This window comes from Erythrobacter sp. EC-HK427, from assembly GCF_902498745.1.
Taxonomy (GTDB): domain Bacteria; phylum Pseudomonadota; class Alphaproteobacteria; order Sphingomonadales; family Sphingomonadaceae; genus Alteraurantiacibacter.
The window spans coordinates 855,831-874,491 of the sequence record NZ_LR701479.1 but is presented as its reverse complement, the minus strand read 5'-3'; the positions used below and the strand labels follow the sequence as shown (position 1 = coordinate 874,491).

Here is an 18,661-nt window from a genome sequence, read left to right as displayed (position 1 = left end):
CAGCAGTTTGTTCCGCGACAATCTGTTGCCTGCTGCCATTTTACGATATCCCCCGCGCACGACTCGTCCGCCTGCGCGGGCGATTCGTTGCAGGCCTGCGCAGGGGGTGCGGGCCTATGGGAAGGGAAAAATCCGTAATGAAGAAGATAGTTGCTTTCGCTTCGGCCGCCGCGCTCGGCCTGTCGCTCGCTGCGTGTGGCGAAGCGGCGGAAGACACCGCCGAAGAAGAAACCGCTACCGAAGACGCTGCTGCTGAAGAAACCGCGACCGAAGAAACAGCGGAAGACGGCGCGATGGAAGGCGAGGCCATGGAAGGCGAAGCGATGGCTGAAGAGGCGACCGCTGACGATGGTGCAAAGCCTGCCGGAGACACGGTCGAAGTCGCGGAAGAAGGCGGCGCCAAGGCCGAGTAAGCTCTTCGCTTTTTGCGCGCTGCAATGCGCGCTGCAGAGGGCCGGTTCCGCATTGCGGGGCTGGCCCTTTTGCTGGGTAGCCCACGCTCCCTACACCGGGACAGCGTTTGACCCGCGCCCGCCGCGCAGGAAATATTCCTGCGTGCCGCGATGCAGCACATCATCCACATCGATCACTGCCGAATTGGCATAGGTGAAACCGGGGCCAAGGCTGCGGTAAAGACGGTCAAAATCGCGCTCGACCGTCTGGTGATAGAGGTCGTCAAAGCTCTCGATCACGAAATAGGTCGGCTGCAGATCGCTGATCACATAGTCGGTGCGCATTACCCGGTCGACATTCAGCATGATGCGGTTGGGCGATTGCCCGTCCAGTGCGAAAACCGCTTCCTGCGGGCCGGAGAGGATTCCTGCACCAAAAATGCGCGGCTCGCCTTCCTCCATAATCAGGCCGAATTCCACCGTATACCAGTAAAGCGCGCCCAGCGCCTTCAGCTTGTTGTAGCGCATCGCCTTCCACCCGGCGCGGCCATATTCCTGCATATAATCGGCAAAGATCGGGTCGGTCAGCAGCGGGACATGGCCGAACACGTCGTGAAAAACGTCGGGCTCCTGGATATAATCGAACGTCTCGCGGGTGCGGATGAAATTGCCTGCAGGGAAGCGGCGGTTGGCCAGATGCCAGAAGAACACATGATCGGGGATCAACATGGGGACGGGCACCACGCTCCACCCGGTCAGCGCGCCCAGCTCCTCGCTTAGCGCGCCGAAATCGGGCACGCCGCCTTTGCCCAGATCAAGCGTGTCGAGCCCCTTGAGCATCGCCGAACAGGCGCGGCCGGGCAGGATCTCCATTTGCCGGGCAAAGAGATCGTCCCAAATGGCGTCCTCGGCGGAGGAATATTGCGTCTGTGCAGGCTCCAGCCAATCCGCGCCGATATGGGCCGGGCGCTGTAGCGGCGCGGTGAACACGTCGCTGGAGACATCGGGGAGGGCGGAATAATCCACCGACTCGGCGGGCAGGTTGGCCTGAATGGTCATGCGGGGCAAAATACCACGGCCACGCGCAGCATTCCAGTTTCAAGCGATACTATCTCTGCCACATGCAACAACGCGCCCGGTGCACAGGGGCACCGGGCGCGCTGCAAAGTCTGAACGAGGCGCCTATTCGGCGGCGTCTTCCAGCTCGGCCGAAGCGGCTTCGGCAGCAGCGAGTGCATCGTCAACCGCGGCTTCGGCATTGTCTGCCGCAGTATTGGCGGTTTCCTCGGTCACATTCATCTGCGTCTCGGCCTCTTCCTCGGTCACTTCTTCGGTCGCGGCTTCGTCTTCCACCGGCTCGGGCACGCCTTCCATCGCTTCGTCGGCAGCGACTTCGACCGTATCGGCCTGCGCTTCTTCCGAAGCGTCGGTGGTCTCGCCGCAAGCGGCCAGAGCGAAGGCCGCAGCGGTGGCGGCAAATGCAAGTTTCTTCATGAGTCTTCCCCTTCGAGGATGCAAAAACAGGAAGCACAAGATAGCGCAGGCGCGCGCGCGTGGAAATGCCCCGATGCAACTCTGTTCGCAGCGCGGCGCTTCTGCCACAAGCGGGGCGATGACTTCCACCGCCCTTGCTCCCGAACCGCTCGCTGCAGCGCGCGCGGAACTGCGCCGCCTGTTCGGCTTTGCCGATTTTCGCGGCGTGCAGGCCGATGTGGTGGCGCGCGTGCTGGGTGGTCAATCGACGCTGGCGGTGATGCCGACGGGCGCGGGCAAATCGCTCACCTACCAACTCCCTGCAACCATGCTCGCTGGCTGCTGCGTGGTGATCTCGCCGCTGATCGCGCTGATGCATGACCAGTTGCGCAGTGCGCGGGCAAACGGCATTCGCGCCGCCACGCTCACCTCCGTCGATGCCGACTGGCGCGAGACGATGCGCGCGTTCGAGGAAGGCGCGCTTGATCTGCTCTATGTCGCTCCCGAACGCGCCAGCCAGCCCGGGTTCCGCGATCTTCTGGGCCGCGCCGCGCTGAGCCTGTTCGCGGTGGATGAAGCGCATTGTGTGTCCGAATGGGGGCATGACTTCCGCCCAGACTATCGCCAGCTGCGCCCGCTTATGGATGCTTTCCCGCAAGTCCCGCGCCTCGCGCTGACGGCGACGGCGGACGAGCATACGCGGCAAGATATCCTGACCCAGCTGGGCATTCCGGCAGACGGGATGGTGCTGGCGGGCTTTGACCGGCCCAATATCCGCTATGCCATTCGCCCGCGCCAGCACGGGCCCAAGCAATTGGCCGACCTGCTGGCAGAGGTGCCGGGGCCGGGGATCGTCTACGCGCCCACCCGCAAGAAGGTGGAGCAGCTGGCCGAAACCCTCGCCGCGACGACGGGCCGCCGCGTGCTGCCTTACCATGCGGGGCTTGATCCGCAGACGCGGGGCGATAACCAGTCTGCCTTTGTCGCCAGCGAGGATATGGTGATCGTCGCCACGGTCGCCTTCGGCATGGGGATCGACAAGCCCGATGTGCGCTTTGTCGCCCATGCGGGCATCCCCAAATCAATCGAGGGCTATTATCAGGAAACCGGCCGCGCGGGCCGCGATGGCGATCCGGCGCAGGCGGTGATGTTCTGGGGCGCGGGCGATTTTGCGACCGCGCGCCAGCGGCTCGCCGAGCTTGATCCGGCACGGCAGGCGGGCGAGCGCGCGCGGCTCGATGCGCTCGCGGGATTGGTCGAGGCGCCGGGCTGTCGCCGCGCGGTGCTGCTGCGCCATTTTGGCGAGGAGCCTCCGGCGACCTGCGGCAATTGCGACAATTGCCTGTCCCCTCCCAAAACCGCCGATGCCAGCGAGCTAGCGCAAAAGCTGCTTTCGGCCGCTTATCGCACGGGCCAAAGCTATGGCCTGACGCATCTCGCCAAAGTGCTGACCGGCGAGGCGGATGAGCGGGTGCGCCAGCGCGGGCATGATGCGCTGAGCGTCTTCGGCATCGTGCCTGCCGAGGACGCCCCGCTACTCAAACCGCTGGTGCGCGCCTTGCAGGCGCAAGGTGTGTTGGTGGCCAATGCCCATGGCGGGCTGGAACTGGGGGGAGACGCGCGGGCTATCCTCAAGGGCGAGCGAGCGGTCGAAATCGTCCTGCCACCCCCGCGCGAGCGGCGCGCGCGGCGCGGGCGCGGCGGGGACAGCACACCCAATCCGGTGGGCGATCCGCTGTTCGATGCCCTGCGCGCCCTGCGCCGCGATCTCGCTGCCGATGCGGGGGTGCCGCCCTACGTTATCTTCCACGACGCCGTGCTGCGCGCGATGGCGGCGGAGCGCCCCGCATCGCTGGCGGCATTGGCCGCGATCCCCGGCGTCGGAGAGAAGAAGCTGGATGCTTTCGGCGCGGCGTTCCTGAAGGCTATCCGCGAGAATTGATCCCTCGCCGATTCCGGTTGCAATCGGTCTCGTTTGATATAAATACGATATCATATTTATATCAGGAGGGCATTTCATATGGATCAAGAGCACACGCACATGGCCCGCAGCCGGGAAGTCCCCGCCAGCGGCTACAACGGATTTCTCATGCTGGCCGTCACGCTAGCGCTGACGGTGGTATCGGGCTGGGGTATTCCCAACGGCATCTGGGCGGCTGAAGCGGGCGGCGGGGCGATGATGATCCTCGCTTCCATCCTCGGCATGGTGCTGGCGCTGTTCGCCTGGGCGGGGTTCTATATGCTCCAACCCAACCAGGGCGTCGTGATCACGCTGTTCGGCGAATATCGCGGCACCGACCGCACCGAGGGCCTGCGCTGGGTGTGGCCATGGATGGGCAAGAAAAAGGTCAATGTGCGCGCGCACAATGTCCATTCCGAACGCATCAAGATCAACGACAAGCGCGGCAATCCCGTTGATATCGCGTGCAACGTCGTCTGGCGCGTGCGCGATACCGCGCAGGCGGTGTTCGATGTCGACGATTACAAGGAATTCGTGAACATCCAGATCGAGGCGGGGCTGCGCACCGTCGGCGCGCGCCATCCCTATGACGATTTCGAGGAGAACGAGACGACGCTGCGCGGTCATCCCGAAGTGGTCAATTCCGAGCTGCAAACCGAGTTCAACGAACGTCTGTCGGTCGCGGGCGTGGTGGTGGACGAGGCGAGCCTCACCCACTTGGCCTATGCCAGCGAAATCGCCGGAGCGATGCTGCGCCGCCAGCAGGCCGAAGCGGTGATCGCGGCGCGCGCCAAGCTGGTGGCGGGTGCGGTCAGCATGGTGCAAATGGCGCTGGAAAAGCTCAGCGCGGACGGGATTGTCGAACTGGATGACGAACGCCGCGCCGCGATGGTGTCCAACCTCATGGTGGTGCTGTGCGGCGAGCGGGAAGTGAACCCGGTCGTCAATGCAGGCTCGCTTTACTAAGAGACTATGGCGCAGAAAAAGGCCTTTGCCCTGCGGCTCGACCCGGCGCTCCACACTGCGGTGGAGCGTCTGGCGGCGGGCGAGCTGCGCTCGGTGAATGCCGAAATCGAAGTGCTGCTGCGCGAGGCGTTGAAGGGGCGCGGTCTTGCGGTCCCAATAAGCCAACGCCCGCCACGGGGCAGGCCGCCCAAGGAGGAATGACCGATGGCCGAGGAGAAGATCTTCTATTACTACAAGCGCGGCTGGAACCGGAGGATCGTGGCCAAGGGCCGCGCCGGGTGGATTGCCACCGGTGTGTGGTTCATCCCCTTCGCGATCCTAGCCCTGCTCTATTCGCTGTTTATGCCGACTCTCGCCGGGGTCTGGGGCAAGGCCACGGCGACTGTCCTGTTTCTGGTGGCAACCGCGATCTGGTGTGTGCTGATGTTCCGCTGGCAAATTGCCCGCGCCGACATCATCGACCTCAACCAGCCGGATGGCCCGAAGACCAAGGGGAAGTAGAATGCTGCGCGGCTTACTTGGAACCGAACCCTGGTTCGAACCCAAATCCTTCGGCTACGGTGCGGGTTTGCCCTGTGCCTGGCAGGGGTGGGTTTTGCTCCTCGGCTATATCGGGGTCGCGATCGGGCTTGCCTTGTCCGTCGCATGGCTTGGCCTTCCGCTGTTCATTCTCGCCCTAACCGCAATCACGATGCCCTTCCTCTGGCTCGCCAAGCGGCATACGCGCGGTGGGTGGCGCTGGCGGGGCTGAGCGCAGGGCAGACTTAGCCGCCCTTTAACCCTTTTGCGCTACGCCTGCGGGCATGACACACGCCGTCCCCTGCTCGCCCGCCCGCTCTCCAGCATCGCGCCTCACCGCCAAGTTTGCGCTTGGTGTGGCCGCGCTCGCCATTGCTGCCATTCCCGCCAGCGCGCTGTTCGCGCAGGCCTCCGATGCGCCGTATACGGTGGTGGAGACCGGACAGGGCTTTACCCGTTTGCAGGATGCGGTGAACGCGATTGGCGATGGGCGCGGCACCATTGCGATTGCACCGGGCCGCCATGAACAATGCGCGGTGCAAAGCGCGGGCGAAGTGTCCTATCTCGCCGCCGAGCCGGGTTCGGTGATCTTCGACGGCGTGACCTGCGAAGGCAAGGCGGCGCTGGTGCTGCGCGGGCGCAATGCCGAAGTCGCGGGCATCATCTTCGAAAACATGCGCGTGCCCGATTACAACGGGGCAGGCATCCGCTTTGAAGCGGGCAATCTGACCGTCGCCGAAAGCTGGTTCCGCGATAGCCAGCAGGGCATCCTGACCGCGAGCGACACCAATTCGCGCCTCGTCATCGACCGTTCGACCTTTACCCGCCTCGGCACCTGCGAAGGCGCGGGCGGCTGTGCGCATTCGGTCTATACCGGCGATCTCGCCCATGTCCGCATCACCCGCAGCCGGTTCGAGCAGGGACGCGGCGGGCATTACGTCAAATCGCGTGCGGCCCGCGTCGATATCGCCTCGTGCAGCTTTGACGATGCCGCAGGGCGCGCGACCAATTACATGATCGACCTGCCGGGCGGTTCCGCCGGACAGATCAGCAATAACTGGTTCGTGCAAGGCGCGGACAAGGAAAACTACTCCGCCTTCATCGCGGTGGCCGCCGAGGGCCGCCAGCGCAGCTCCAGCGGGCTGGTCGTGGTCGGCAATGACGCACGGCTGGCACCGGGCGTTGATCGCAACACGGTGTTCGTGGCTGACTGGTCGGGCGATATGGGCGGCATCGGCGAGAACACGCTGGGCCGCGGCCTGACCCGTTACGAAGTGCGCTAAGCGTTCTATGTAAGCAAATGCCCCGCCCGGTCGCGCTTGGTGGCGAGGTATCGGGCATTGTGCGGGTTGGCGGGGCGCTGGTGCGGCACCCGCTCTTTGACCGTCACTCCGGCAGATTCCAAAGCCGCGACCTTCTCCGGATTGTTGGTCATCAACCGCACCGCGCCCACGCCCAGCAAATCGAGCATCCGCGCCGCCAGCGGGAAATCGCGCGCTTCCTCGGGCAGGCCCAAGCGGCGATTGGCCTCCAGCGTGTCGTGACCCTCGTCTTGCAGGCGATAGGCGCGCAGCTTGTTGATGAGGCCAATCCCACGCCCTTCCTGCCGCATATACAGCAGCACGCCCCAGCCGCCCTGCGTCGCTTCGGTCGACATCGCGGCGAGCGCGCCGTCCAATTGCGGGCCGCAATCGCATTTGAGGCTGCCGAAAATGTCGCCCGTCAGGCATTCGGAATGCAGGCGGACAAGCGGGGCGCGGTCTGACGAGGACTCGCCCAGCACGATGGCGACGTGTTCGCGCGGATCGTTGGCTGAGCGGAAGGCGACGATCTCGGCGTGTTCCTCCTGCGCGATGGGCAGGCGCGCGCGGGTGGCGATGGCGAGATTGTCGGGCGCGGCCCATGCCGCCAGATCGCTAGCCTCCAGCGCCACCGCCTCGCCCGCAGGCTGCGGATCGACGAGGAAGGCGGGCAGGATCCCCGCGATCCGCGCCAGCTCCATCGCTGCCGCCGCTTCCTCCGCCCAGCCAAGCGGCTCTGCCTTGAACGGCCCTTTGAGCGGGTTCGCCGCGTCGAGCGCGGGGTCGGCCACAGGCAAGGCGCTGCGCGTGTCGAGCGCCTCTGCCGCGTGCACCAGCACCGGTGTGTGCCCGCCCGCCGCAGCGCGCTGGTTGCCGAGCTTGAGCGTTTCCGCCCGCGCCGCCGAGATCAGCAGCTGTGCCGATTGCGGCGCGCTATCGGGCGATGTCTCGATCGGCAGCAGCGGAGGCGCATTCCCGATACGCAGCGGCCAGCCATGGCGCAGCGCGTCCACCGCTTGCGCCACGCGCCGTGCAGGGGAGCGCCCGTCCATGCTCAGAGATCGAACGCGGTGATGAGCGGAATATGGTCCGAAGGCTTTTCCCACCCGCGCGCATCCTCGCGCAGCCAGTGGCGGGTCGATTGCGCGGCGAGATCGGCGCTGGCCCACATATGATCAAGCCGCCGCCCGCGATCATTCGCCTGCCAATCCTTCGCGCGGTAGCTCCACCAGCTGTAATAGCGTTGCGGATCGCGGATGTGCTCGCGCCCGATATCCGCCCAGCCATGCGCGTCCTTGAAGCGTTGCAGCGCCTCGCATTCGATGGGCGTGTGGCTGACGACTTTCACAAGCTGCTTGTGGCTCCACACATCGCTTTCGAGCGGAGCGATGTTGAAATCGCCGACGATCAGCGTGGGCCGGTCTACCGCATCCGCCCAGCGCGTCATCCGTTCGAGGAAATCGAGCTTCTGCCCGAATTTGGGGTTCACCGTCCGGTCGGGCTCGTCGCCGCCAGCGGGGACATAGACATTCTCGAGGATCATGCCCTTGCCCGGCCCGCCGATTTCCACCCCGACATGGCGCGCCTCGCCATTGGCTTGCCAGTCGTGACGGGCGATTTGGGTGATCGGCACGCGGCTGACCGTGGCAACACCGTGATAGCCTTTCTGCCCGTGCACCGCTTGGTGGACATAGCCAAGCTCGGCCAGCGCCTTGGCCGGAAACTGTTCCGCCTGGCATTTGATTTCCTGCAAGCACAGCACATCGGGCGCTTCCTCTTTAAGGAACCGTTCGACAATGGGCAGGCGCAGGCGGACGGAATTGATGTTCCATGTGGCGATCGAGATCATCGAGCTGCTTTAGGTGCATGGACCGCTGTCAGCAAGCTGCCAGCTTGCGCGGCCCCAGCCCGACTCCCCCACCCAGCCACCCGATAATTGTCCGATACGTTATCGGGTGGCTGGGTGGGGGAGTCGGGCTGGCACCGAGCTGACACGGATGTGTCAGCGCACCCAAAAAAATCTCCCAAAGCGGGATAAAAAAACCCCCGCCGCGGGGGCATTGCGACGGGGGTTCCATTTTCAGCGTTCGTCACGCTTTTCAAGAACGCCCTTTGGTGGAGCAGGGCAACAGGGGGGAAACCCGCCCCGGGCGTCTTGAAGTTGTAATTTAGGGTGCGGAGCCTGTCGCGCCAATGAATTTTCGCCGTTGCTTGTCGCAAATTTACAACCGTTCGGCGGCGAGTGACTACCCCGGGCGACGGGTCGAGCGGCGCGGATCGCGATAGGTGAACGCGCTGTCAGGCACCGACACGCCGTAGCGATGGTTGCGCAGCCGCACCGTGGTGCGGGTGTTCTGCGCATCGAGCGCCACCCAGCTGGCGAGCTCCAGCCCGCCCGGCGCGCCCGAATCCTCGACGAAGATCATCGTGATGACGCCGAATTCGGGACGCGAAGAATCCCGCACTTCGATGCTGATGACATTGCTCGAACTGGTGGGCACCAACCGCCCATAGCCGCGCATATTGTTCTGCGGATCGAGCAGCGCGCCCAATGGCGAATTGCGGATCGGCCAGCGTTCGACCTGGTTCACATCGTAATCGACCAGCGTCAGCGCGCGCCCGTCCGACACGACGAGCATATTGGTGTCGCGGCCATATTCGAAGCGGATACGGCCGGGATTGCGCATGGTGAGCGTGCCCGAAACGCTGTTACCCGCACGGTCGGTCTGGGTGAAATCGGCGCGCAGCGTGGTGATGGCGCGCAAGGCGGCCACCGCGCGGTCAAGATCGTCGGTCTGGCTGGAGGCGCGCGCGGCGGGCGCCTCGGCGGCGGTCACGGCCAGAGGCGCGGACAGCGCCAGCGCACCAACCATGGTGGCGGCGAGGGGCTTGGCGATCAGGCGGGCAATCGTGTTCATCATTCCATCCTTGCGAGTGCCGCTCCCGACTTTTGGGAGCGTGCCTCGGTTCCTAATGGCGGAGCGTTGAACTGTCACTGAACTTCGCGGGGTGGCGCTGTTCAGGTTTCTGGCAAGTTTTCTGAAAGAGAGCGCGGGGCGCCGCCTTACTTGATCTTGCCTTCCTTATATTCGACGTGCTTCTTCGCGATCGGATCATACTTGCGGAAGGTGAACTTCTCGGTGTGATTGCGCGGGTTTTTCTTGGTCACGTAGAAGTGGCCGGTGTCTGCCGTCGAATTGAGGCGGATCTTGATGGTTGCGGGCTTCGCCATGGTCTTGCCTTCGAATATGTTTGGAGGACCACAGCGGTCCGAAAAAACAACAGGCGACGCAGCGCGCCGCCCTCAATCGCAGCGCCAATGATGGAGAATCGGGGAAAAGTCAAGCGGCGAGCGCGTGCGTCCGCCTAGAGATCAACCTTCCCCCGCAGCGCCTTTTTCTCGCCCTGCGCCTTCTTGCTGGCAAGGCGTTTGGTCTTGCCGACGCGGTTCACCCGGGTCTTGGCGCGGGCCTTGGGCTCGATCAGGGCCTTGGCCAGCATCTCGCCCAGCCGCTCGCGCGCCTCGCGCCGATTCGCTTCCTGCGTGCGGTGGTTGCGCGCGTCGATCACGATCTCGCCCGCCTGGTTGAGCCGGTTGCCCGCCAGATCTTGCAGCCGGTGGAACACGCGCGGAGCGAGGCCGAGCGCGTAGATGTTCACCCGCAATTGCACCGCTGTCGCCACCTTGTTGACGTTCTGCCCGCCGGGGCCGGAGGCGGCGATAAAGCTTTCCTCGGCAATCGCATTCGCACGCGACAGCAGATCGTCGAGGATGCCGGACACTATCCCGCTCCCAGCGCCAGAAAGTCGGCGGGAAGCGGCGCTTCTGCGATGATAGCCGGTTTGCCTTCGCGCGGCACGGTGATGGCGGAGGCATGGAGCATCGTGCGGCTCACCCGCGCATCCTTGTGGCCATAAACCGGATCGCCCAGCAGGCTGCGCCCGAAAGCGTGTTCGGCATGGACGCGGATCTGGTGGGTGCGGCCGGTTTCGGGGCGGAATTCGACGAGCGTCAGCCCGCCCTCCAGCTCCTTGCGCTTCGTCCAGTGGGTGACCGAGGGCTTGCCCTTTTTGGCGACGATCATCCGCCAGCCCTTGGCCTCGCTGCTGATTTTGGACAGCGCGAGGTCGATGGTGCCTCCCTCCTCGCTCACCACCCCGGCGACAATGCCCAGATAGGTCTTGCTGACCAGTTTCGCCTCGAACGCGGCGTTGAAGCGCTTCAGCGACTTGGGATTGCGCGCGAGGAGAAGGCAGCCGCTGGTATCGGTATCGAGCCGGTGGACGGCTTGCGGCGCGCGCTGGAAGCCGAGCTTCAGCGCTTCGAGATGGTCTTCAAGCGAAGCTCCGCCCTTGCGCGGCCGCTCGATAGGTAGGCCCGCAGGCTTGTTAATGACCAGCGCTTCGCCGTCTTCGTAGAGGATTTCTATGTTCATAATTTCCGTTTGCCCTGAGCTTGTCGAAGGGCTGCACTTTCTGTTTGATTTCGCACAAAGCTAGAAAGGAAAAACAGTCCTTCGACAAGCTAAGGACAGTCGGATTAGGTGAGGTGTGCCCGCACCAAGCCCCTAAGCGCATTGCCGATCAGGAACCCGCCAGCCAGATCATCCATGGTCAACTCCGCCTCGCGCGCCTTGCCTTGTTCCAGCAAAGAGCGCCGCAAAACCCCCGGCAGCAGGCCCAGCGCCGCAGGAGGCGTCAGCAGCACGCCGTCCTCGCCCGCGACGAAAATACTCGTCCAGCTCCCCTCGGTGACCAAACCATCGGCGCGCACCAGCAACGCCTCGACCGCGCCTGCGTGCTTCGCGGCGTCATGCGCCATTTCGTAGAAGCTGCGGTCAGTGGTCTTGTGCCGCAATCGCCAGTCGCCGGGCACGGTGGGATGCGGCAAGGCGATGCACGGCGCGGGATCGGGTAGCGCATCGGGCAGCGCCGCTGTCTCCAGCGTTGTCGCCCCGCTGCGCGAGAGGACAAGCCGCACTTTTGCATCCGCTTCCAGTTCGAAACACAGCGCCTGGATGCGGTTGCGCGCTTCGTGCCGGTCGAAAGCGAAGCCCAGTTCCGCTGCGCTCGCCTTCATCCGTTCGAGGTGGAGTTCCAAGAGAGCAATGCCGCCTTGCGCGTCAAAGCGCATCGTCTCGATAAGGTCATGCCCACCCGCCGGGCCGCGCGCAAACGCGCCTTTGACCAGACATTCGCGCCACTCGCCCATCGGTTCGCTATCGGCGACAATCGCCCCGCCCACGCCGAGCACCGCCTTGTGCTTGGCATTCTCGCCGGGCGTCAGCCGGATGGTGCGGATGGCGACGTTGAATGCCGCGTCTCCGCTGCTATCAATCCGCCCGATCGCCCCGCAATAGGGGCCGCGCGCATCGCGCTCCACCGCGTCGATCAGTTCCATTGCGCGGATTTTCGGCGCGCCGGTAATCGATCCGCAGGGGAACAGCGCGGCGAGCATATCGACCGCGCTCTTGCTTTCTTCCAGCCGCGCATAGACCGTGCTCACCATCTGGTGGACCGTGGGATAACTTTCGACCGCGAACGGTGCTTCCACCCGCACGCTGCCCGCTTCGGCGACGCGGCTGAGATCATTGCGCAGCAGATCGACGATCATCAGGTTTTCGGCCTTGTCCTTCACCGATCTCGCCAGCTCATCGCGCACCGCATCGTCCGCCACGGGATCGGCAAGGCGCGGGCGGGTGCCCTTCATCGGCTTCACCTTGGCCTCGCGCCCGCGGAGCGAGAAGAACAGCTCGGGCGAGAAACTGAGCAGGTAATGCGAACCGTCGAACACCATCCCGCCATAGCCCGCCGCCGCCGTCGGCCGGATCGCAGCGTAGAGCGCCAGCGGATCGCCTTTCGCCGCACCGGCGAGCGGGAAGGTCAGGTTCGCCTGATAAATGTCGCCCGCCCGGATCGCTTCCTGCAGCGCCTCGAACCGCGCGCAATATTCGCCCGGCGTGATTTGCGGATCGAGCGGGCCGATGCTCGCCTCGCCCTGTGCCCTTGCGGCGAGCCATCGGGGCATATCGGCGGCAGGGATACTCTCCGCATCGGCAAACAGGCCGAGCCAGACGAGCGGCCCGTCCGCCCCGCTGCGCGCCGCTGCCAGCGCCTCCAGCCGCCCTTCCAGCGCCAGACCTGCCTCATAGGCGATATAGCCCGCCAGATGTTTGCCAGATTTTACACGTGCCGCTTCGGCTGCCGCCAGCACTGGTGCCACCTCGGCGGGCGTACGGGCGACAAACACCTCCTCGGGCGCGGCGAAGAAATGTGCGTCACTCGCATTTTCCACGCGCGCATCGTCAAGCAGAACGAAGGGGGACTTGCCATCCATCCGCCCCGCTCTAGGGTCACCGCGAGAATCGGGCAACATGAGAAATAAGGGGCGAAAATGGCCGACATCTTTCTGGGTAACGATCTGGGCGGCAACCGGCAGGCGCTCGATCTGGGGCGCGCCAACCGCCACGGCCTTGTCGCGGGGGCGACCGGAACGGGCAAGACGGTGACCTTGCAGGGCATGGCGGAGAGTTTCTCTGCCGCCGGTGTCCCGGTTTTCGTGGCCGATGTGAAAGGCGATCTGTCGGGCATCGCTATGCCGGGCTCGCCCAGGTTCAAGCACGCCGACAAGCTGGAATCCCGCGCCAAGGAACTGGGCATGGACGATTATGCCTATTCGGATAATCCGGTGGTGTTCTGGGATCTGTTCGGCGAACAGGGCCACCCGATCCGCACCACGGTGTCCGAAATGGGGCCGCTGCTGCTCGCCCGTCTGCTCGATCTGAACGAGACGCAGGAAGGCGTGCTCAACATCGTCTTCCGCTATGCCGACGAAAACGCGCTGCTGCTGCTCGATTTCGAGGATTTGCGCGCGATGCTCGCTTGGGCGCATGACAATGCGGCCGAGCTTTCGGGCACGTACGGCAATGTGTCCAAACAGTCGGTAGGCGCGATCCAGCGGCAATTGCTGAGCTTCGAAAGCCAGGGCGCGGACAAGTTTTTCGGCGAGCCTGCGCTGGAGATCAACGACTTCATCACGCTGGACGATCAGGGGCGCGGCATGGTCAACGTGCTCGCCGCCGACCAGCTGATGCGCAGCCCGAAGCTCTACGCTACCTTCCTGCTCTGGCTGCTCGCCGAGCTGTTCGAAACGCTGCCCGAAGTGGGCGATCCGGAAAAGCCCAAGCTCGTCTTCTTCTTTGACGAGGCGCATCTGCTGTTCGACGATGCGCCCAAGGCGCTGCACGACACGATCGAGCGGGTTGTGCGCCTCATCCGCTCCAAGGGCGTCGGCGTCTATTTCGTGACGCAAAATCCCATCGATATTCCGGAGGAAATTGCCGGGCAATTGGGCAACCGCGTGCAGCACGCGCTGCGCGCCTTCACCCCCAAAGACCAGCGCGCGATCAAGGCAGCGGCGGAAACCTTCCGTATCAACCCCGATCTCGATGTCGCCGAAGCGATTACCGAACTCAAAGTCGGCGAGGCGCTGGTCAGCACGCTCGACGATGAAGGCGCGCCGACAATCGTGCAGCGCACGCTCATCAAGCCGCCGCGCAGCCGCCTTGGCCCGCTGACGCCGAAGGAACGCGCGATCATCCAGTCGGTCAGCCCGTTCGAAGGCAAGTATGACGAAGCGGTCAACCGCGAAAGCGCCGAGGAAGTGCTGGCGCAAAAGGCCGCCGATGCCGCCGAAACCGCGAAAGAGGTTGAAGAACAGGGCGAGGAAGAAGTCGCCAAGCGCGAACGCAAAACGCCCAGTATGTGGGAACGCGCCGGCAAGGCGGCGATGGGCGCAGCGGCAGGCTCGCTGACCTCTATCGCGGTGGCGAGCGTGACGGGTCGCCGCTCCAGCGCCAACCCGCTGCGCACCGGCGCGACCGCCTTTGTGCGCAATATCATCGGCGGGCTGATGCGGTAGGGCGATGGACAAATCGCTCGCCGACTTTCTCGACGAAAGCGGGCTATCCGCGCCCGGTGATACCAGCGCATTGTGTGACAAGCCGCGCATCCGCGCGCTCCTGATCGCGGCGGCGCGCGCGGGGCGGGCGGTCAGCTATTCGGAAATGCTGGGGCAATTGGGCTTCCGCTTCACCCGCCCCAAAATGCGCAACCTGTGCCGCACGCTGGATGCGATCGACGCCGATGGCCGCGCGGCGGGCGAGCCAGAACTTGCTGTGCTGGTCGTGCGCGAAAGCGACCGCTTGCCGGGGCAGGGCTGGTGGACGGGACGACGCGATTACGCGGGCGAGTGGACGGGGGCGGAAGCGCTGCGCTTTGTCGAGGCCTTACAGGCAAAGGCCTTCGCCTATTGGCAAACGTCAGAACTCTAACAGGGCTTGTCACTTGGCTAACCTAGCGGCTCTGCGATAAAAATTGGCGCATCAGCTAAAGGGGGACGACATGAAATTTCAAGCAATAGCAGCCCTTGTTGCCGCGCTAGCAGTCAGCGGTTGCGCAACTTTTACGGGCGGCGAGCTGGTCAGCGGCAATGCGCCGGTCGGCGAGATTGTCGTCCAGAACAACACCAATGTCCCGCTCAACGCGATTACAATTTCGCGGTGCAGCGCGATGAGTCACGGGCTCAACCGGATAAGCAATCCGGTACAGCCGGGGCGCGGATTGCGCTTCCGGGTTGATGCCGGGTGCTGGGATGTGATGGTCGGCCACGGGTTCGGTACCGGCTATGACAGTGCGACATTCAGCAATGTGCAAGTGGGTGGTGGCCGGCAACAGGTGTTGACAGTCGGCGGGCGCGGTACCGGCTACTGATAATCAGGCCGATTGCGCAACAGGCAGCCTAATTTCCGCGACCAGCCCGCCCACCGCGCCAGTCTGATCCATCCGGTTGGCGAGCACCAGCGTGCCGCCATGCTGTTCGGCAATCGCACGGGCGAGCGTCAGACCAAGGCCTGCGCCGCCCGTGGCGCGGTTGCGCGATGCCTCGCCGCGCGCGAAGGGTTCGAGCATTTGCGCCAGCTCTGCGTCCGGAATGCCGGGGCCTGTGTCGGCAATGCGGATGATCGCGGTGTCGCCTTCGCGCAGCAAGCGCACCCGTGCCTGTTCGCCATAGCGCAGCGCGTTGGAGACGAGATTGCGCATTGCGCGCCGCAGCCAGGTGGCGCGCAGCGGCATGGCGATGCGGGTGCTGTCGACCAGCTCCACATCCTCGCCCATATCCTCGTATTCCTCGACCACGCTGGCGACCAGCGCGGCCAGATCGGTGCGTTCGAGCGGATCGCTCGGGCGGCCCACCCGGGCGAGCGAAAGAATATCGTCGAGCGTGGTCGTAATGTCCTCGATCGTCGCTGCCATGCGCGCGCGCTCGGCTTCGTCCTCGACGCTTTCGATGCGCACCCGCAGCGCGGCGAGCGGGGTCTTGAGATCGTGCCCGATGGCCCCCAGCATCACGTTCTTTTCGTCGAGCAGCGCGGTGATGCGCGCTTCCATGGCATTATGCGCAGCGATCAGGCGGCGGGCATCCTCCGGCCCGCTGGGTTCGAGCGGCTGGCCCGCCGTTTGGGGCGAACCCGTAAAGGCTTCGACGCGGGCGGTCAGCGCCGCCAGAGGCCGGGTCAGCCGTTTGAGCAGCAGCGCGAGCCCGCCCACCAGTACCGCATAGAGGATCAGCGTCTGGAGGATAATTCCCGCCAGCGGCCTTCCCGTGCCGCGCGGCCCCGCCACACGGGCGATGCGCCAGTCCTCGCCCGCATTGCGCCGCAGCCCGGCAAATACCGCGCCCGTATCGCGCTCCTGCGGCACGCGCAGCCGCTCGCGTGGGGGCACACTGGCCAGCGGCCATTCGACGTTGGCGGGGCGGTGGAGCACGACCAGCTCGGCAACCGGCACACCTTGCGCGGAGAGCACTTCGCGCAAGGCAGCCTCGCGCGCGGGATCGCGGAATTGGCGGCGGATGTCGGGCGCTTGCAGTGCCGCTGTCACCCGTTCACGGATGCGGTCTCCGCGCAGGCGACCGGGGCGGTCGGCCCGCGTTTCCACGACCAATTGGAAGGCTAGGCCATTGACGATCTCGTTCTCGGCCCGCTGCGCCTGCGCCCGATAGAGCAGCACGGCAGACAGCGCCTGCGCCACCAGCAGCGCCAGCGCCACGGCCAGCAGCATCTGGCCCAGCAGGCTCTTCGGAAGCAAGCGGGGCATCAGGCGGAATCGGGCAGGAAACGCCGCACGTCGCAAGCGAGGCGGTAGCCGCCGCCCCACACCGTCTGGATCAGTTTGGGATCGCGGCTGTCGGTTTCGATCTTGCGGCGCAGGCGGCTCACCTGGTTATCGACCGCGCGGTCGAACAAATGCGCCTCGCGCCCCTGCACCATGTCGAGCAGCCGGTCGCGATGCATCACCTGCCCCGGATGATCGAGCAGCGCGACGAGCAGACGGAACTCGGCAGTGGAAATCGGCACAAGTGTGCCTTCGGGATCGGTCAGGCGGCGCTTCAACGGATCGAGCTGCCAGCCATCGAAGGCGTAATGCGCCTCGGTCTCGGCCAAAACGGCCCCGCCATTCTTGTGCACACGGCGCAGTACCGAGCGGATGCGCGCCACCAGCTCGCGCGGTTCGAAAGGCTTGGTCACATAATCGTCCGCGCCGATTTCCAGCCCGACAATCCGGTCGGTCGCCTCGCCCTTGGCGGTGAGCAGGATGACGGGCAGATCCTTCGTCTCGGACAGATGGCGGCACAGCGACAGCCCGTCTTCGCCCGGCATCATGATATCGAGCAGCACCAGATCGGGCCGCTTGTCCAGCAGCACGCTGCGCGCCTTGGCCGCGTCTGCCGCCGTGAGAACGGCAAACCCCTGGCGGACAAGATACTCCGCCAGGGGTTCACGCAGGCTGGCTTCGTCATCCACCAGCAGCAGGGTTACCTGCGCTTCATTCATTCTTGGCGACCGCCACCGCGCCGCCCGCGACGTTCACCACGCTGGGCGCGGCGTTCCTCGGCGGTCAGCGTGCCGTCGCCATTGGCATCGGCCGCATCGAAGCGGGCGAGCGCGGCTGTGGTCATCTCTTCGAGCGAGATCGCCGCATCGCCATTGGTATCGGCGCGTTCCATCATGCCGCGGCCTTCACCGCCGCCGCGTCCGCCACGACGCGCCATGCGCTGACCACCGCGACGGTCACCACGTTCGGCGCGCCGTTCCTCACGGTTTGCCCGCTGTTCCTCACGCGCAGCCTGCATTTCGTCGAAGCTCAACTGGCCATTACCGTTTGCGTCCATCGCCGCGAAACGTTCGCGGGCGCGGGCTTCGCGGTCGGCCTGATTGAGCAGGCCATCGCCGTTCGCATCCATGCGGGCAAAGCGTTCGGCAATGCGGGACTCGACATCGGCACGAGTGACATCACCGCCCATCGGGCCGCGCATTTGCTCCTGCGCCACGGCGGCGCTGCCCACGGTGAGACCAGCGGCGGCTGCGGCAATCAATAGGGTCTTTTTCATTTCGTCTACTCCACTCCAAGAAACAGGGTAGAGCAACGCGGCGCCATCTTGAAGGGGGATGGGAGGTTTCCGGCGCCCCGCTGCTCTATGTTTGCCGTTTTAGGGCGCCCATGTCGCAGAGCTTTGCCGGAAAACCGGAGAAGTGTCGCAAAGTGTCGCAGGTGGATGCAGCTGTTCAGCCGCGCTTTATCCGCACGCGGTTCAGCTTCGGGGACGATGCTCTGTGCCCATGCCTGCCGTGATGAACAGCGCTTCGCATTCCCCGTCCACATCGGCAGAATGCCAAATGCCGGGCGGATTGATGGCATATTCGCCGCGCCGGAGCGTTGTGCGCACTTCCTCGCCGCCCACTTCCTGAATCAGGGTCATAGCGCCATCGGTGACGACAACCACTTCCGCGCCATGCGGGTGCATTTCCCACACCGCCCAGCTTTCGGTGAAGCGATAACGCGAGACGAGCCGCCCTTCCGCTCCGTCCGCCGCGTGACGCGCACCATAACGGGCATACCACTCCATCCCGTCAAACGGCTCCAACGGTTCAGCGCTCGCGCCAAGGCCGAGATGGATCCATTCCTCCGAGAGTTTGCGGGCGGTCATG

23 protein-coding genes are annotated in these 18,661 nt (G+C 64.8%); 10 read left to right on the top strand and 13 right to left on the bottom strand.

The genetic code is table 11. From position 1 onward, the window contains the following. Positions 1-137 precede the first annotated feature (137 nt). A complete protein-coding gene (locus GC121_RS04170; protein WP_151972899.1) occupies positions 138-413 on the top strand; it encodes a hypothetical protein in 276 nt (91 codons plus the stop codon). Positions 414-503: 90 nt separating this feature from the next. Here GC121_RS04170 and phhA read toward each other — a convergent pair whose 3' ends face one another. Together phhA and GC121_RS04160 are read right to left on the bottom strand one after the other, a co-directional pair. After that, the gene (phhA, locus tag GC121_RS04165) at positions 504-1,451 is read right to left on the bottom strand and encodes a phenylalanine 4-monooxygenase (protein ID WP_151972898.1); all 948 of its coding nucleotides are present in this window, start codon (positions 1,449-1,451) and stop codon (positions 504-506) included. A 123-nt stretch (positions 1,452-1,574) separates the two neighbouring features. Further along, entirely contained in the window at positions 1,575-1,886 is a 312-nt protein-coding gene (locus tag GC121_RS04160) for a hypothetical protein (RefSeq protein ID WP_151972897.1), read from the bottom strand. A gap of 118 nt (positions 1,887-2,004) precedes the next feature. On the opposite strand from GC121_RS04160, the gene recQ reads away from it, so the two are divergent. The 6 genes from recQ to GC121_RS04130 all read left to right on the top strand — a co-directional run bounded on the left by recQ (position 2,005) and on the right by GC121_RS04130 (position 6,593). After that, positions 2,005-3,807, top strand: a complete 1,803-nt coding sequence (gene recQ / locus GC121_RS04155; protein WP_151972896.1) for a DNA helicase RecQ — start codon at positions 2,005-2,007, stop codon at positions 3,805-3,807. A 99-nt stretch (positions 3,808-3,906) separates the two neighbouring features. Then, positions 3,907-4,791 carry an SPFH domain-containing protein gene (locus tag GC121_RS04150; protein WP_151972895.1) on the top strand — a complete coding sequence of 295 codons (885 nt, stop codon included), beginning with the start codon at positions 3,907-3,909 and terminating at the stop codon, positions 4,789-4,791. Between the two features lie 6 nt (positions 4,792-4,797). Next, complete coding sequence (locus tag GC121_RS04145) at positions 4,798-4,992, top strand: toxin-antitoxin system HicB family antitoxin (protein WP_151972894.1); 195 nt, start codon at positions 4,798-4,800, stop codon at positions 4,990-4,992. A 3-nt stretch (positions 4,993-4,995) separates the two neighbouring features. Further along, complete coding sequence (locus tag GC121_RS04140) at positions 4,996-5,292, top strand: hypothetical protein (RefSeq protein WP_151972893.1); 297 nt, start codon at positions 4,996-4,998, stop codon at positions 5,290-5,292. Between the two features lies 1 nt (position 5,293). Next, positions 5,294-5,542 carry a hypothetical protein gene (locus GC121_RS04135; RefSeq protein ID WP_151972892.1) on the top strand — a complete coding sequence of 83 codons (249 nt, stop codon included), beginning with the start codon at positions 5,294-5,296 and terminating at the stop codon, positions 5,540-5,542. Between the two features lie 52 nt (positions 5,543-5,594). Next, a complete protein-coding gene (locus GC121_RS04130) occupies positions 5,595-6,593 on the top strand; it encodes a right-handed parallel beta-helix repeat-containing protein (RefSeq protein WP_234421106.1) in 999 nt (332 codons plus the stop codon). A 5-nt stretch (positions 6,594-6,598) separates the two neighbouring features. On the opposite strand, the gene ribA is transcribed toward GC121_RS04130, so the two are convergent. From ribA to pabB, 7 genes are all read right to left on the bottom strand, one after another. After that, a complete protein-coding gene (ribA, locus tag GC121_RS04125) occupies positions 6,599-7,663 on the bottom strand; it encodes a GTP cyclohydrolase II (RefSeq protein ID WP_151972891.1) in 1,065 nt (354 codons plus the stop codon). Between the two features lie 2 nt (positions 7,664-7,665). After that, positions 7,666-8,460 (bottom strand): exodeoxyribonuclease III, encoded by a 795-nt coding sequence (gene xth / locus GC121_RS04120; RefSeq protein ID WP_151972890.1) that lies wholly within the window; start codon positions 8,458-8,460, stop codon positions 7,666-7,668. A 397-nt stretch (positions 8,461-8,857) separates the two neighbouring features. Further along, a complete protein-coding gene (locus GC121_RS04115) occupies positions 8,858-9,529 on the bottom strand; it encodes an outer membrane lipoprotein carrier protein LolA (RefSeq protein ID WP_151972889.1) in 672 nt (223 codons plus the stop codon). 146 nt (positions 9,530-9,675) lie between these two features. Then, on the bottom strand, positions 9,676-9,843 hold the full coding sequence (rpmG, locus tag GC121_RS04110; protein WP_047003840.1) for a 50S ribosomal protein L33: 168 nt from the start codon (positions 9,841-9,843) through the stop codon (positions 9,676-9,678). Between the two features lie 134 nt (positions 9,844-9,977). Next, complete coding sequence (gene arfB, locus GC121_RS04105) at positions 9,978-10,385, bottom strand: alternative ribosome rescue aminoacyl-tRNA hydrolase ArfB (protein ID WP_151975581.1); 408 nt, start codon at positions 10,383-10,385, stop codon at positions 9,978-9,980. Positions 10,386-10,393: 8 nt separating this feature from the next. Beyond that, on the bottom strand, positions 10,394-11,047 hold the full coding sequence (locus tag GC121_RS04100) for an RluA family pseudouridine synthase (protein WP_151972888.1): 654 nt from the start codon (positions 11,045-11,047) through the stop codon (positions 10,394-10,396). A 104-nt stretch (positions 11,048-11,151) separates the two neighbouring features. Beyond that, positions 11,152-12,948 carry an aminodeoxychorismate synthase component I gene (pabB, locus tag GC121_RS04095; RefSeq protein ID WP_151972887.1) on the bottom strand — a complete coding sequence of 599 codons (1,797 nt, stop codon included), beginning with the start codon at positions 12,946-12,948 and terminating at the stop codon, positions 11,152-11,154. Between the two features lie 57 nt (positions 12,949-13,005). Here pabB and GC121_RS04090 point away from each other — a divergent pair, with 57 nt between their 5' ends. The 3 genes from GC121_RS04090 to GC121_RS04080 all read left to right on the top strand — a co-directional run bounded on the left by GC121_RS04090 (position 13,006) and on the right by GC121_RS04080 (position 15,383). Further along, the gene (locus tag GC121_RS04090) at positions 13,006-14,532 is read left to right on the top strand and encodes a helicase HerA-like domain-containing protein (RefSeq protein WP_151972886.1); all 1,527 of its coding nucleotides are present in this window, start codon (positions 13,006-13,008) and stop codon (positions 14,530-14,532) included. 4 nt (positions 14,533-14,536) lie between these two features. Further along, positions 14,537-14,944, top strand: coding sequence for a ribose-phosphate pyrophosphokinase (locus tag GC121_RS04085; protein ID WP_151972885.1), 408 nt, complete (start codon positions 14,537-14,539; stop codon positions 14,942-14,944). Positions 14,945-15,014: 70 nt separating this feature from the next. Further along, positions 15,015-15,383 (top strand): hypothetical protein, encoded by a 369-nt coding sequence (locus GC121_RS04080; protein WP_151972884.1) that lies wholly within the window; start codon positions 15,015-15,017, stop codon positions 15,381-15,383. Between the two features lie 3 nt (positions 15,384-15,386). On the opposite strand, the gene GC121_RS04075 is transcribed toward GC121_RS04080, so the two are convergent. The 4 genes from GC121_RS04075 to GC121_RS04060 all read right to left on the bottom strand — a co-directional run bounded on the left by GC121_RS04075 (position 15,387) and on the right by GC121_RS04060 (position 18,660). Then, positions 15,387-16,769: an ATP-binding protein gene (locus GC121_RS04075; protein WP_151972883.1), complete on the bottom strand. Its 1,383-nt coding sequence runs from the start codon at positions 16,767-16,769 to the stop codon at positions 15,387-15,389. Next, on the bottom strand, positions 16,769-17,506 hold the full coding sequence (locus GC121_RS04070) for a response regulator (protein ID WP_151972882.1): 738 nt from the start codon (positions 17,504-17,506) through the stop codon (positions 16,769-16,771). Before GC121_RS04070 ends, GC121_RS04075 begins: the two co-directional genes overlap by 1 nt. Beyond that, positions 17,503-18,063, bottom strand: a complete 561-nt coding sequence (locus GC121_RS04065; RefSeq protein WP_151972881.1) for an EF-hand domain-containing protein — start codon at positions 18,061-18,063, stop codon at positions 17,503-17,505. Before GC121_RS04065 ends, GC121_RS04070 begins: the two co-directional genes overlap by 4 nt. A 201-nt stretch (positions 18,064-18,264) precedes the next feature. After that, positions 18,265-18,660, bottom strand: coding sequence for a cupin domain-containing protein (locus tag GC121_RS04060; RefSeq protein ID WP_151972880.1), 396 nt, complete (start codon positions 18,658-18,660; stop codon positions 18,265-18,267). Between the last annotated feature and the right edge of the window lies 1 nt (position 18,661).

Bases quoted from the DNA above. Each gene is read 5' to 3' on its own strand.
- GC121_RS04060 (WP_151972880.1), bottom strand. From the start codon at position 18,660: ATGACCGCCCGCAAACTCTCGGAGGAATGGATCCATCTCGGCCTTGGC.
- ribA (WP_151972891.1), bottom strand. From the start codon at position 7,663: ATGGACGGGCGCTCCCCTGCACGGCGCGTGGCGCAAGCGGTGGACGCG.
- xth (WP_151972890.1), bottom strand. From the start codon at position 8,460: ATGATCTCGATCGCCACATGGAACATCAATTCCGTCCGCCTGCGCCTG.
- GC121_RS04135 (WP_151972892.1), top strand. From the start codon at position 5,294: ATGCTGCGCGGCTTACTTGGAACCGAACCCTGGTTCGAACCCAAATCC.
- GC121_RS04100 (WP_151972888.1), bottom strand. From the start codon at position 11,047: ATGAACATAGAAATCCTCTACGAAGACGGCGAAGCGCTGGTCATTAAC.
- pabB (WP_151972887.1), bottom strand. From the start codon at position 12,948: ATGGATGGCAAGTCCCCCTTCGTTCTGCTTGACGATGCGCGCGTGGAA.
- GC121_RS04065 (WP_151972881.1), bottom strand. From the start codon at position 18,063: ATGAAAAAGACCCTATTGATTGCCGCAGCCGCCGCTGGTCTCACCGTG.
- GC121_RS04130 (WP_234421106.1), top strand. From the start codon at position 5,595: ATGACACACGCCGTCCCCTGCTCGCCCGCCCGCTCTCCAGCATCGCGC.
- GC121_RS04160 (WP_151972897.1), bottom strand. From the start codon at position 1,886: ATGAAGAAACTTGCATTTGCCGCCACCGCTGCGGCCTTCGCTCTGGCC.
- rpmG (WP_047003840.1), bottom strand. From the start codon at position 9,843: ATGGCGAAGCCCGCAACCATCAAGATCCGCCTCAATTCGACGGCAGAC.
- GC121_RS04080 (WP_151972884.1), top strand. From the start codon at position 15,015: ATGAAATTTCAAGCAATAGCAGCCCTTGTTGCCGCGCTAGCAGTCAGC.
- GC121_RS04140 (WP_151972893.1), top strand. From the start codon at position 4,996: ATGGCCGAGGAGAAGATCTTCTATTACTACAAGCGCGGCTGGAACCGG.
- GC121_RS04145 (WP_151972894.1), top strand. From the start codon at position 4,798: ATGGCGCAGAAAAAGGCCTTTGCCCTGCGGCTCGACCCGGCGCTCCAC.
- phhA (WP_151972898.1), bottom strand. From the start codon at position 1,451: ATGACCATTCAGGCCAACCTGCCCGCCGAGTCGGTGGATTATTCCGCC.
- GC121_RS04170 (WP_151972899.1), top strand. From the start codon at position 138: ATGAAGAAGATAGTTGCTTTCGCTTCGGCCGCCGCGCTCGGCCTGTCG.
- GC121_RS04090 (WP_151972886.1), top strand. From the start codon at position 13,006: ATGGCCGACATCTTTCTGGGTAACGATCTGGGCGGCAACCGGCAGGCG.
- GC121_RS04075 (WP_151972883.1), bottom strand. From the start codon at position 16,769: ATGCCCCGCTTGCTTCCGAAGAGCCTGCTGGGCCAGATGCTGCTGGCC.
- recQ (WP_151972896.1), top strand. From the start codon at position 2,005: ATGACTTCCACCGCCCTTGCTCCCGAACCGCTCGCTGCAGCGCGCGCG.
- GC121_RS04150 (WP_151972895.1), top strand. From the start codon at position 3,907: ATGGCCCGCAGCCGGGAAGTCCCCGCCAGCGGCTACAACGGATTTCTC.
- GC121_RS04070 (WP_151972882.1), bottom strand. From the start codon at position 17,506: ATGAATGAAGCGCAGGTAACCCTGCTGCTGGTGGATGACGAAGCCAGC.
- GC121_RS04085 (WP_151972885.1), top strand. From the start codon at position 14,537: ATGGACAAATCGCTCGCCGACTTTCTCGACGAAAGCGGGCTATCCGCG.
- GC121_RS04115 (WP_151972889.1), bottom strand. From the start codon at position 9,529: ATGAACACGATTGCCCGCCTGATCGCCAAGCCCCTCGCCGCCACCATG.